At 28.3% G+C, this 13665-nt stretch carries 11 protein-coding genes; 4 read left to right on the forward strand and 7 right to left on the reverse strand.

Annotated features, from left to right (window positions below; all coding sequences use genetic code 4):
- Position 1: 1 nt before the first annotated feature.
- The 5 genes from ACWXVK_RS00770 to ACWXVK_RS00790 form a co-directional block, all read right to left on the reverse strand.
- The gene (locus ACWXVK_RS00770) at positions 2-814 is read right to left on the reverse strand and encodes an HAD family hydrolase (protein ID WP_444704933.1); all 813 of its coding nucleotides are present in this window, start codon (positions 812-814) and stop codon (positions 2-4) included.
- A 7-nt stretch (positions 815-821) separates the two neighbouring features.
- Positions 822-1124, reverse strand: coding sequence for a thioredoxin domain-containing protein (locus ACWXVK_RS00775; RefSeq protein WP_438340530.1), 303 nt, complete (start codon positions 1122-1124; stop codon positions 822-824).
- Between the two features lie 17 nt (positions 1125-1141).
- On the reverse strand, positions 1142-2575 hold the full coding sequence (gene proS, locus ACWXVK_RS00780; protein ID WP_456016925.1) for a proline--tRNA ligase: 1434 nt from the start codon (positions 2573-2575) through the stop codon (positions 1142-1144).
- A gap of 69 nt (positions 2576-2644) precedes the next feature.
- Positions 2645-3829 (reverse strand): phosphopentomutase, encoded by a 1185-nt coding sequence (locus ACWXVK_RS00785; protein WP_444704936.1) that lies wholly within the window; start codon positions 3827-3829, stop codon positions 2645-2647.
- Between the two features lie 9 nt (positions 3830-3838).
- Positions 3839-5302 (reverse strand): DUF1846 domain-containing protein, encoded by a 1464-nt coding sequence (locus ACWXVK_RS00790; RefSeq protein ID WP_456016926.1) that lies wholly within the window; start codon positions 5300-5302, stop codon positions 3839-3841.
- Between the two features lie 953 nt (positions 5303-6255).
- Between ACWXVK_RS00790 and pyk the strand changes: the two genes are divergently transcribed.
- The gene (pyk, locus tag ACWXVK_RS00795) at positions 6256-7677 is read left to right on the forward strand and encodes a pyruvate kinase (protein ID WP_438340534.1); all 1422 of its coding nucleotides are present in this window, start codon (positions 6256-6258) and stop codon (positions 7675-7677) included.
- A gap of 70 nt (positions 7678-7747) precedes the next feature.
- On the opposite strand, the gene ACWXVK_RS00800 is transcribed toward pyk, so the two are convergent.
- Together ACWXVK_RS00800 and serS are read right to left on the reverse strand one after the other, a co-directional pair.
- Positions 7748-8338 (reverse strand): hypothetical protein, encoded by a 591-nt coding sequence (locus ACWXVK_RS00800; protein WP_438340535.1) that lies wholly within the window; start codon positions 8336-8338, stop codon positions 7748-7750.
- Between the two features lie 87 nt (positions 8339-8425).
- On the reverse strand, positions 8426-9691 hold the full coding sequence (gene serS / locus ACWXVK_RS00805; RefSeq protein ID WP_456016927.1) for a serine--tRNA ligase: 1266 nt from the start codon (positions 9689-9691) through the stop codon (positions 8426-8428).
- A gap of 131 nt (positions 9692-9822) precedes the next feature.
- Between serS and ACWXVK_RS00810 the strand changes: the two genes are divergently transcribed.
- The 3 genes from ACWXVK_RS00810 to tilS are packed head-to-tail and all read left to right on the forward strand — an operon-like array spanning position 9823 to position 13626.
- Positions 9823-12099 carry an ATP-dependent DNA helicase gene (locus tag ACWXVK_RS00810; RefSeq protein WP_456012511.1) on the forward strand — a complete coding sequence of 759 codons (2277 nt, stop codon included), beginning with the start codon at positions 9823-9825 and terminating at the stop codon, positions 12097-12099.
- Between the two features lie 41 nt (positions 12100-12140).
- Positions 12141-12695 carry an aminoacyl-tRNA hydrolase gene (gene pth, locus ACWXVK_RS00815; RefSeq protein WP_444704941.1) on the forward strand — a complete coding sequence of 185 codons (555 nt, stop codon included), beginning with the start codon at positions 12141-12143 and terminating at the stop codon, positions 12693-12695.
- The gene (gene tilS / locus ACWXVK_RS00820) at positions 12685-13626 is read left to right on the forward strand and encodes a tRNA lysidine(34) synthetase TilS (RefSeq protein ID WP_456016929.1); all 942 of its coding nucleotides are present in this window, start codon (positions 12685-12687) and stop codon (positions 13624-13626) included. The genes pth and tilS overlap by 11 nt, the downstream gene beginning before the upstream one ends.
- Positions 13627-13665 lie beyond the last annotated feature (39 nt).

Here is a 13665-nt window from a genome sequence, read left to right on the forward strand (position 1 = left end):
ATTAGTTATTATTACCTTCGATCTTTTTTACAGCCTTAGCAACCCCAGATTTTTTATAAGAGCCAGCTACTCATTTGGCTTGAATTTTAATGTTTTTTAACGCATTATTCATAGCGATAAATGCCCCTACATAAGGGATTGTTGAAGTGTCATTACCTGAGTCTCCAAAATGTACAGTTTCAATTGGATTAATATCAAGAAGTCTGCAGACATAATCTATTGCTTTTCCTTTTCCTGCGTTTATGTCATTAATTTCAATCGCATAACCCTTTGAAACAATATGAAGTGAAAGGTTTCTGAATTTCTTGGCCAATTCTTCTGCTAACATTCTTATATATTTTCTGCTTCCGCCAAAGGTAATGATTTTTGTGGCATTAGTAATATGAGGAATATCATCATAAGTTTTTTGAATTAAATTTTTAATTCAAGGTCTGAATAACTTTAGTTTAGAGGATGTACCGTAGATTGTGTTACCACTATTGAAAATGAAAAATAATTTTTTTTCTTTTAGAATTTCAACAATAGACATTACAGTGTCTTTTTGAATTTCGTTTTTTAATATGGTTTCACCATTTGAATCAACAATCAAACCACCATTTTGACATATTACATATGGCGAATTTGTTTGTTTAGCTAAATTAAGAACAAAATCTGATGCGTAACGTCCAGTGGCAATGATGAAAGGTATTCCCGAGTCGTTTTTGCTTTTAACTATTTCAAAATTTTCTTTACTTAGTCCTTCTTTTGTTTTAGGTAAATCTAATAATGTACCATCTAAGTCTGTAAAATAGGCTTTTGGTTTAAAATTAATCATATTTTATTTAGTTGTTAAATTTTTTAATTAATTCTTCAGCAGGCATATATCCTTGTGAAGTATTAATTAATTTTCCATCAACATAGAAGAACAATGAAGGTATGCTTGATACGTTCATTTCACGTGCAAAATCACGATTTTGATCAATATCAAAGTCAAAAACATTAATTCCTTCATTTTCTGTGCCTAAACGTTGGATTTCTGGGCCTATCATTTGGCATGGTGGACATCAAACTGCTCTAAAAGCCAAAATCGCTTTGCCTGTCAAGTGATCGTCGTTTAATTCGTTTTGTAGTAATTTCTTGTACATATTTAATCTCCGTTCATTTAGTATGCTCTAGCAAAAATAACAACTTTATCAGTTTTTTTGTTTGTATAGAAACAATTTTCATACTCTGGCAATATATTGACATTAAAAGGTATGCAACGTGTTGAAGCTCCGGTTTCTTCCTTGATTTTATCTTCATCATCGCCGTTGCCATTAAATTTAGTTATAACTCAATACCCATCTTCAATCAGTTTCTTGAATTCTGTATAGTTTGAGGCTACTCTTATATTGTTAGTTAATCTCTTTTTTGCTTCACTTAATAGGTTATTTTGTATATCAACCAATAACATTTGAGTTTTATTTGTTGCCTCATCAATAAAGACACTAATCTTTTCGAGTGTATCTCTTCTGACAAGTGTAACCTTATTTTCGTTTAGATCTCGAGGACCTATTTCAATTCTTAAAGGTGTACCATGAATTTCGGAATTGGCAGCCTTATACCCTGCACTTTTATTAGTTTTATCTATTTTTGATTCTATATTTAATTCATTTAGTTTTTCATGAATTTGTTCAGCAACACGTGCCACTCTTGGATCTTTCGAGGCAAATAATTCAAGAATGTCGACTTTTATTTGAGCAATTTTAGGTGGAATAATAATCCCTCTATCATCGCCATGAGTCATTATTAACGCGCCTAGCAATCTTGTCGAAACACCTCATGATGTTCCATAAGCATTTTCGAGTTTGTTTTCCTTATTTTTGAATGTGATATCAAATGCTTTTGTGAAATTTTGGCCCAAATAATGACTTGTTCCAGCTTGTAATGCTTTACCATCCTTCATCATTGCTTCAACAGTAAAAGTGTAATTGGCGCCGGCAAATTTTTCATGTTCGGTTTTTTGTCCCTTAACAACAGGTATTGCTAGATATTCTTCAATAAAGTTGGTGTATACATCTAACATTTTCTTAGTTAGTTCCTGTGCTTCTTGTGAATTAGAGTGTAGTGTATGACCTTCCTGTCATAAAAATTCTCTTGTTCTCAAAAAAGGATTTGTTGTTTTTTCCCATCTAAGGACATTGACTCATTGATTATAAATTAAAGGTAAATCATTGTATGATTCAACCTCGTTTTTAAAGAAATCGCCGAATAAAACCTCACTTGTTGGTCTTATATAGAATTTTTCATTAAGTTTCTTTCCACCAACTTCAGTGATTGTTGCTAATTCTGGATTGAAACCTGCAATATGATTTTTTTCCTTTGCTAATAAACTTTCTGGAATCAAAAGAGGCAGATTGACATTTTGAACACCCAAGGTCTTAAATTTTTTGTCAAGGATAAGGCGAATATTATCTCAAATTCCAAATGATAATGGTTTGAATATAATCGAACCTTTCGAAGAGCCATAAGCCATTAAGTCGCCATTTTGTATGACATCGGTATACCACTTTGCAAAATTCTCTTTTTGAGTTGTAATTTTTTCTAGTTTTTTCACAATTTATAATTTTATAGTTTTTTTTGTTTTTGTATTTTTATTTATAAATAAAAACAGCCAGATAGGCTGTTATATTAAATCATCAAAAATATCATCGCCGGTTGCTACAGTAGGAATATCAAAGTTTCTAGCAACAATATTACCAGCTGTTCCTAATCCTCTTAGCGACCCCAAAACTTTCGGATGCATGAATGATTTTGAATAAACTGTTAAAGGTAGAGCTTCTCTAGTATGGTCTGGTCCAAAGGTTGGGTCATTACCATGATCAGAAGTCATAATTAATAAGTCATCTTTTTTCATAGCATTAATTAGTTTTGCTAGTTTAATATCTAATCTTGAAACATTTTGACTATATCCAATCGGATCTTCTCGGTGCCCATAGTGGCTATCAAATTGGACTAAGTTCACAAATATAAATTGATTCTTTGATGAAGATGCAGCGATATTGATAGCAATGTCCATATTTTCATCATCAGAAGCAGGGCCGTACACTTTATCAATACCAACACCACTAAAAATGTCGTTAATTTTTCCGATTGCAATAACCTCAATACCTTTTTTTTGTAAGTCCTCAAGAATAATGTGCCCTGTTGGTTTGTTTGCAAAGTCGTGTCTGTTGAATGTTCTTGTAAATTTTCCGTTTTCATAAACGAAGGGTCTCGATATAACTCTTGCTACATTCCATTCTGGTTTTGAGGAACAAATTTTTCTTGCTCTTTTTGCATATTCGGTAAGTTTTTCAACACCTAATGTTTTTTCATCACCAATAATTTGCAAAGTCGAGTCAGGAGAAGTATAAATAATCATATCTCCTTTTTCCATATGTTGATGACCAAGTTCAGCTAAAATAACTGTACCAGAAGCGTTTCTATTACCAATAATTTTTCTTCCATCAAATGCTTTTGATAGTTCAGCTACCAAATCATCAGGGAAGCCTTTTTGAGTAAATTGAGGGTTTGGAACTTCTGTATAAATTCCCATCATTTCTCAGTGCCCGGTTAGAGTATCTTTACCATTTGATATCTCATGTATTTTTGCAACATATGCAAGCGGTTTTTTTACTTTTTGATTATGTCCTGCAATTTTGGCTACTTCGGTAACACCTAATGATTTTCATGTTGGAATTTCTAGTGGTAAGGCTTCAGAGGCATGCAATAAGCTATTTGCACCTTTGTCACCAAATTCTTCTTGACGAGGCTCAGGTCCAATTCCTAAACCATCTGTTACAATAAAAAATATACGATTAAATTTCATAATTTCTCCTTAATGTTTTATTACCTCAACTTGTTCGGTTAAATATATATCCATACTTTTTAAAATTTCTTTATCAGATTCGCTTGATATTGTGGTCCTATGTAAATATAAACCAGCAAGTTTATTAATTTGATCATATGCTTTTTTAGCTATTTTAGATGTTAGCGCACTAATTGAAAGGGCCATAAGCGTTTCTTTAACATCAAGTGATAGATGATTGTAATGTAAGTTTTGTTTTAAATCCTTAACTAATTCTATGACATCAGGATTTAGAACGTCAATTGTTGAATCAATTTTTGCAAAGTACTTTAAGGCATTTAGAACTACAGCACTATTAGAATTTAATAACTTAGATTCTTTCCCTAACAAAACATGACCAGAATTTATTTCAATAGCTGAGCAAACTAAATTATTTTTGTTGGTGTATTCATTTGCAAATTTTATTGATCCTATAATATTAGGGTCAATATTGTTATTTTTAATTATTTTATTTAATCTATTTAGATAGACTTTTGGACATTTATCTTGTTGGTAATTTACTTTGGTTTGATAATACCTACATACTATTTCTTTTTGAGAGGCTATGGTAACTGCTTGATCGTTGGTAATACAAAATCCTGCCATATTAACACCCATATCTGTTGGCGATTTGTACAGTGATGTATTGTATATTTTTGTTAATAAATTATTTAATATTGGAAATGCTTCAAGATCTCGATTGTAATTTGTTGCTTTGATTTTATATGCGTTCCAATGAAATGAGTCGACCATATTTATATCATTTAAATCTACTGTAGCTGCTTCATATGCTAGGTTGGTAGGATGATTTACTTGTAGATTTCAAATGGGAAAAGTTTCAAACTTAGCATAGCCAGATTTTATATTATTCTTATTGTCGTGATATAGTTGTGAAAGTATTGCACTTAATTTTCCAGATCCTGGTCCTGGCGCCGTTACGACAATGATTCTTTTTTTAGTAATAGCGTAATCATTTTTGCCAAAACCGCTTTCAGATACAATATGTTCAATGTCGTGGGGATAGTTTTTTATATGATATTGCTTAACAACATTAATCCTTCGTTTAGTTAGCCTATGAATAAAGGACTTGATTTGAATAGAATCTTCATATTGTGTTATTACAACATTTTTAACATCAAGGTCATATTTTTTAAATTTATTAATAATTCTAAAAATATCCTCTTCATATGTAATATTAATGTCAGACCTTATTTTTCTGTTTTTTATATCCTGGGCAGCAATTACTAACATTATTTCAACTTCGTCTTTAAGTTTTAACAGCATTTGTAATTTTGCATCATGTTTGAATCCTGGCAAAACTCTTGTGGCATGAAAGTCATTGAATAGTTTTCCACCAAATTCAACATATAATTTATTGCCAAACTTATCAATTCTTTTCCTAATTTCATCAGATTGAAGATTAATATATTTGTTATTATCAAAACCAATTTCCATAAATTTTTCCTAAAATATAAATTTATTTTAATTCTTAAATAATTTTATAACAATTTAATATTATGATATTAAGAAATTACAAATAGTCATCTTTTAAAAGGAAAACAACGCAACGCTTCATAAACTATATAATGATAATTAGTTTTTAAAGTTTAGATGAGTTTTTAAAAATTATGATTACAAAAAATTAATAAAGGGGAATTTTGACAATTAAATCGCTTCTTTACATTGAACTATGTCATATAAAAACGATTTTTATTTTGCAATTAACCGTGTTGAATGCTTATTTTTAATTGCATTATCAAAGGCACCAAGACTATAAATCCTCATACATTTTTGATTTTTAGGTAGTAAATAAACTTTTAAAGAATACTACATCATCAATGAAACTACTAAGATCAAATGATAGACGTTATTATTTATAGTGCAAAAAATTTTTTGATTCTTCTTAAAGATAGATTTATTTATTTTAATTTTTAAATAATATAAAGTAAAAAAGAACCTAATATGTTATTACTAATTTTTTAAATTTCGCTTTTTTAAATATTTTTTTAAACTATAGTTGTATTTATAAAATTAAAATATATTGTTTTTTTAGTGCAATTTTTATTGTAAAAATATGTTCTTGGCAAAGAAAGATTCTTTAGATATAGAAACAAAATTGATTTTAGCATATAAGTTTTTGGTGTTTTAAAAAGTTAATAATTGAATCTTATTTGTTTGCCCCTCATCTTTGTGTAGATTTTTATCTACCTTGTATATTTTGTCCCTTAAAATTAGTAGAAAAATAATTTTTTATCTTGCTAATTTATTATTGCAGTCAAATCTTAACTAATGTAAAATTTTAAAATCTTTAAAGGAAAGTAATTTTGGTATTTTTATCATTATTTAAAAAAACAAGTTTTAAATAAAGAGTAAAATTTTATTATATAAAAAATTTCGAAAGGCATAACATGAAATTTAATGAACTAAGAACTAAGATAGTCGCTACAGTCGGACCTTCAAGTGAAAGTTATGAAACAATGAAAGCTTTAATTGAAGCTGGTGTCACAACCATTAGAGCAAATTTTTCACATGGTACAATTGACGATCATAAAAGAAAGTTTGACATTGCTAGACAAATATCAAAAGAAATAGATAGACCAATTTCATTGATGTTGGATACAAAGGGGCCAGAAATCAGAATTGGTAAGATGCAAGATGGCGTTTGCTTAATTCCTGCTAAACATAAATTAACTATTAGAACAGATAAAAAATCATATGAAAATTTAATTGGAGATGAGAATACTATTACCGTTTCGTATCGTATGGACCTAGATGTTAATGAAGGTAATAAGGTATTGATTGATGATGGTAAATTGGTAACTATTGTTAAAGAAGTAAAACCTAATGAAGTTATTGTTGAAACTATAAATTCTCATAAATTAAAAACAAATAAAAGAGTTAATATTCCGGGCGTTAATTTCTCTCTACCATTTTTATCAGAAAAAGATATTAATGATATTATTTGAGGAACTCAATATAAAGTTGACTATATAGCAGCATCATTTGTTAATAATGCAGCGCAGGTTAATCAAATAAGAAAAATTCTTGACGAGCATAACGGACAACATATTCAAATAATTTCAAAAATTGAGTCTCAAATGGCAATTAACAATATTGACGAAATAATTAGGGCATCTGATGGAATTATGATTGCTAGAGGTGATTTAGGTTTAGAAATACCTTATTATGACGTTCCATATTGAGAAAAGAAAATTATTCGTGCAGCAAGAATTCAAGGAAAGAATGTTATCGTTGCAACCCAAATGCTTGACTCAATGGAAAATAATCCTTTGCCAACAAGAGCAGAAGTTACTGATGTTTATTACGCTGTTGAATTAGGTGCTGATGCAACTATGCTTTCTGGTGAATCCGCATCTGGAAAATATCCAGTTGAAGCTGTTAAAACAATGGCCAAAATAGCGAAGAGAGCTGAAAAAGAATATTTTACTGAATTATTCTATGAGAAACAAATTCAAAAGGTTGCTAATGATCAAAATTCAAGAATGCTAATTGCTTATGAAGTAGCATCAATATTGCAACCTGGCGATTATAAGTTTGCTATTGTTTTATCACATAGTGGTAAATTATTAAAAGAGGTAGCTAAGTATCGTCCTAATGCTCATATTATTGGTGTTGTAAGTGACGACAAACTTGTATGGAGTTATGGAGTAACTGCAGGCGTATTTTGTGAAAAACATTCAGAAGCTGTAAGATCTTTAATAAAATATAATCACGATGCCGGGCGTCAAGTTTTAGAGGAATATGGTGCTAAAAAAGGTGATAAATTTATTGTTGTGGATAGTTTAAATATTACTTCACATGAGTTCTAAAAGTTATTTTTATTAATAAAAAAACCGCAACGTTAGGCATGCGGTTTTAATTTAAACAATTTTAATCTATTTATTTAGATCATATTTTTTTGTCGAGTTTATATGTATTTCTCAACTTTTTTAGTTGCTTAGAAATTTCTTGATTTATGATGTATGAAAAAGGGTTAAATGTAATTCTTTCATTTGTTTCAAAATATTTATCTAAAAAACCAAATGTTGTTTCACCATACATTGAGTATAGAATTTCGCCTATTTTGGTGTCTAGTCAAATATATTTATTAGCAAGAATTTTTCTATCCAAAAAAAGAATCATATTTGGCAATTTGTCAAGAATTTCTAAGGTAGTTAAACTATATAATTTTTCTTCTGATTCTGACTTTGTTAGGAAGAAATCTCTTTTTATTGAGTCAATAATTTTATGTTTACTAAGATAGTAGTAATAGCAGAAAAATGTGTGGCCTCATTCTTGGTTATATTCTTCTTCCCCGTCATATAGTTTGCAAAAATCATCATGTTGTTTCTTACTTATTTCCTCAATCGAGAAAATTTTAGTGAAATCTTCATAGGAATTTAACGGCTCATTAAGTTTTTTTAACAAATTTTTTGATTCCTCATATAACACATTTTCATTTTGAATATTTTCGTTTTTCTCTGGTTGCATATTTATTCTTCCCCATTTTTAGGATAATAAAGAATTTATAATTTGATTTCTTAATAACATTTAGTTGTTTAAAATATTAAACGTTATTTATCTTATTATTTCTTTATTCATATATGGAACTAAAACTTTTGGAACAGTTATCGAACCGTCTTCATTTTGATAATTCTCTAGGATAGCAGCAACAACTCTATCAATGGCTAAACCAGAACCGTTTATTGTGTATGCATATTTAGTTTTTCCCTCTTTAGTTCTATATCTAATTTTTGCTCTAATTGCTTGAAAGTCCTTATAAATTGAAATTGAACTAGTTTCGCGATATCTCTGCTCAGAAGGAATTCACAACTCAAGGTCAATTGTTTTAGCTGACCCAAATCCCGTATCACCTGTTGATAATATAAGCTCTCTAAAAGGTATTTCTAGTAATTCTAAAATGCTTTTTGCATCATTGACCGTTTTTTGTCATTCCAATAAACCGTCTTCTTGTTTAACAAATTTAACTAGTTCAACTTTGTGAAATTCGTGTTGTCTAATTAAGCCTTTTGTATCTCTACCACCACTCCCAGCTTCAGATCTAAAGCATTTAGTATATGCGACATATTTGATAGGATTTTCAAGATTTAATATTTCATCGTAATGCAAATTGGTGACTGGAACTTCAGCAGTTGGTATCAGCCATAAGTCACTATTTTCGACCTTAAAAAGATCTTCGCCAAATTTTGGGAGTTGTCCTGTGCCATAAAGCATATTTGAATTAACTAGGTGCATTGGCATAATTTCTTTATATCCATTTTTTATATGTGTATCTAACATGAAATTTTCAAGCGCCCTAATTAATCTAGCCCCATCGTTTTTATAAAGTGCAAAGCGTGATTTTGAAAGTTTAACGGCTCTTTGGAAATCCACAATATCAAGCTTAGTTGCGATTTCATAATGCGGCAAGACATTTTTAACTAATCCACGTCCAAGGTTAGCATATTCACCAATGCAAACATTATCCTCATCGCTTAATCCTATTGGTACGTCATCATACGGGATATTAGGTATTTGTAATAATAACTTATTTACTTCTTTGACAATTTGATTTGTTTCAGATTCGATTGATTCAATTTGTTTTTTGGCTTCATTTACTTCTAGCATTAGCAAGTTATAATCTTGGTTATTTCTTTTTTTGATTCCTATTTCTTCGCTTAGTTTATTTCTTTTGGCCTGAAGACCTTCTAAATTATGAATCAATGAATTTCTTTTGTCACCAAGTTCATAAATTTTATCAAGTGCTAAATGGTCAAAATTTCTGTTAGCAAGTTTTTTAATTACTTCTTCCTTATTTTTTAAAAGATATTTTAGATCAATCATATTTTAAACTCCCTGAATTAAACTATCAATAATTTTATACTTTTTTAATAAAGTATGGTTGTTATTAACTTTAATTTGCATATCCTTAAATAGGTCATAAAAAAGTATGATTGTGCTACAATTAAAAAGATATGCTTAAACAGAATTTTATAGTAACTGGAACATTTGAAAAAGTGTTATGGAGATCAAGAGATCAGCGTACAGCAATTGTGGCTTTTAAAGTTTTAGAAAATGATAAAAAAAATCCCATAATCTTAAATTCCTATAATTCAATAACCATAACTTTTTATGATCATTTATTTGACGAATTGAAAATTGAAATTCACGAAAAAAAATATGAAATAAGCGTAATTAAAAATAACCTTTCAAAATATAATGATAGTTATTTGATCGATTCCCAAATCCCTTTTAAAAAAGTTACATCTGAGCTTCTAATTGAGGAAAAAAATGAATATTTAAGTCAAGTTTTTAAATTAGAGCTATTTAATGAATTAAAAAATGTTAAGTTTAATACATTAATAAGAGATTTAGGAGAAGATGTTTTTCAAAAAATTTATGACGATAAAAAGCTCTATGGCCAAACATTTGGTATTACGGCGGAAGATTGAAAAAGACTTGTGGAAATAATAAAAAATAACTTTCAATATTTAATTGATATATCACACCTTTTTAAGATTAATGTTTCAAAGGCAACAAGCAGGTTAATTTTAAAGAAATTTAGTAGCCTTAAAAGTTTTTTAGATGAGTATTTTGATAATTTATACGATTTTTATTTTGACCTTGAAGAATATGAAAATATTAAGATATCTGATATTGATAAGATTGCAATTGAATTTAATCCTACATCGCTAGTTCAAAAAAACGCAACTTATTTATATGCATTTGTGGAAGAATATTTTTTTAATTCTGGTAATACGCGAATTAAAGTAGATAAATTTTATAAAACCCTATGTAATATTTTTAATAATGAAATTTTTAATAGTATTAAGAAACATTTTGATGAGACAGTTGCCCAATTATTAGAAAAAAGATTGCTTATTTCTTTAAAATACATTGATGGTGAGTACTATACTACTCGCGATACAATCTATAAAGAAGAATATGTTGTAAAGCGCCTTTCATATATATTAAAGAAATCAAATTACGAAGAGCCTAATATTTTAAATATTCCATCGATTTTTGATGCACAACAAGTCACAGCTATTAGATCAGCTTTAACTGAGAATTTAGTATTAATTACTGGCAATCCTGGGACTGGTAAAACATTAATAACTAATGAAATTATTGACCAATTAGCTAAAAAATATGATCATAACGATATAGCAATTTTAACTCCGACTGGTCGAGCAACAATTAATATTAATATAAAGCAAGAAAATATGAAGGCCCAAACTATTCATAGTTTTTTGCGTTGAGATCAAGAAAGTAACAGATTTTTTACTAATGAAGATTCAACCTCTGATATTAGTATTTTAATTATTGATGAGTTTTCAATGGTGTCATTGGATTTATTTTATAATCTTTTAAAAGGTATATCAAAATATACATTAACTAAAATTATCTTAGTTGGTGACAAGGATCAATTGCCGGCCATCGGCAGTGGCTACTTAATTAAAGATTTTATTGAGAATAATATTTTTAAAACTATTATTTTAACTAATATATATCGTCAATCTGGAAACTTTGATATTGTTAAAGATGCTTTAAAAATAAATGAAGGGGTATTTCCGGATTTTGAATCAAAAAATTCTGAATTTTATCCAACAAATCGCCTTGAACTTAAAAATAAATTAATTAAAAAGATTGAAGAATTATTAGCTCAAGGCTATACAAAAAAAGACATAGCTATTCTTAGCCCAATATATCGTTATGAAACTGGTATTGATGAAGTTAATGAGGCTCTTATTAGTTATTTTAGAAATAAAGAAAAACCTGAAGTCGCTAAATATCGCGAAAGGACATTAGCAATTAATGATAAAATTATCAACCTAGTTAATGATTCTAAATTGAAAGTTTTTAACGGTGAAATAGGTTATATTTCGAAATTTATATATGCTAAATCAACAACAAAAAAGGAACCTATTTTATCACACATTTCCATTGAATTTGATAGTGATGACAAAGTGGTTACCTTACCAAGAGCCTATTTCTTTGAAAATACTTATTCAGCCTATTGTACAAGTGTTCACAAATATCAAGGTAGTGAGTGCAAGGCTGTAATTGTAATTTTATTCTCAGAAGCCAAAAAATTATTAAGTAAAAAATTAATATATACAGCAATAACAAGAGCAAAGCAATATAGTGTTATTATAGGCGAAAAAAGTGCGCTAGAATTTGGTATTGCAAATGATGATGATTCCAAAAGAATTACTAATATTCAATATCTATGAATGAAAAATCATAAATAACAAATATTTTGTTTTAATTTTTAATTATTTAAGGAGAAATTATGAAATTAATTGTTGGATTGGGAAACCCAGGTGTTGAGTATGAGAGAACGAGACATAATGTAGGTTTTATGGTTATTGACAAACTTGCCGAGAAATTAGAATGTCCCCTAAAGGAAAAAAAGTTTAATGGAATTTTTTATAAGGATAGTGAAATAATTTTAGCTAAACCCTTGACATATATGAATAATAGTGGCGAATTTATTAAAGCAATTTGCGATTATTTTGAAATAATGATCGACGATATCATTGTCGTTTATGATGATATGGATACCGAACTTGGCAAAGTTACTATTAGACAATCAGGCTCTTCAGGAGGCCATAATGGCATTAAGAGCATTATAAACCATCTAGGCACCCAAGATTTTAAACGTTTAAAAGTGGGGATTGGTAGAAAGGAAAACGCTATTAACTTTGTTTTAGGAAAATTTAGTTATAGTGATTCATTGGTAATTGAAAAAGTTATTGATGCAGCATCTGATGCCTTAATTCAATTTATTAGTAATGATATTCGTTATGTTATGAATAACTATTCAGGTAAAATTTATGGAAAATAAGTTAATTGAATTAAGACAAAAATTTTTTAATGAATTTATTAATAACCTTGTTTCATTGGATGAAACCTTTATCCTTGGCATTAGTGGTGGACCTGATTCAATGTGACTGCTCAATCTTATGAAAAATCAAAAAATTATTGTTGCTTGTGTTAATTATAATAAGCGTGAGGACTCATGAAAAGATGAAAAAATAGTTCGAGATTTTTGCTATAAAAATAACATCGTATGCGAAATTTTTTCAATAGAAAAATCAAATGATCATATTGGTAATTTTCAAAAAATAGCACGTGATCAAAGATATGCATTTTATAAAAAAATTTATGATAAATATAAGGCTAATTATTTAGTTCTTGCGCATCACAAGGATGATTGTCTTGAAACATTCTTATTTCAGAAGCAAACTTTTAGACACCCAAAACAATATGGAATAATGCCATTAAATAAAATTAATAACATGAATATTTTTAGACCGATGATTAATTTGTGATATAAAGATGAAATTTTAGCATTCTGTAATCAATTTGCGATACCATATGCTATTGATTATACAAATAATTTGCCTATATATACTAGAAATAAAATTAGAATTGGACTAAAAAAATGTTCTTCCTTACAAAAAGATGAATTATTTCTAAAATTAAAATTCTTGAATAAAGAATTAGAGAAAAAACAAAATCTTGTAAATAATGAATTTAAAAAGTTTAGGGAATCTAATTACAATTATAAAATTCTAAATTTTGATCATTGTTATATTAATGAAATTTTATTTGAATATTTGCACGCTAATGTTAAGGATATTAAAATTTCATTAAATAAATTAAATTCATTTAAAAAGTTTATTATGTCCCAAAAAAATTTTAAAGGTTTTAAAATTAATGATGAAGTAATTATCTATAAGAAGCAAACGTCTCTAAAAATTTGTAAAAATTAATTTTTATTTTATAATTTTGCTAATAAATTATATTAAATT

The organism is Mycoplasma sp. 3398 (assembly GCF_053851555.1).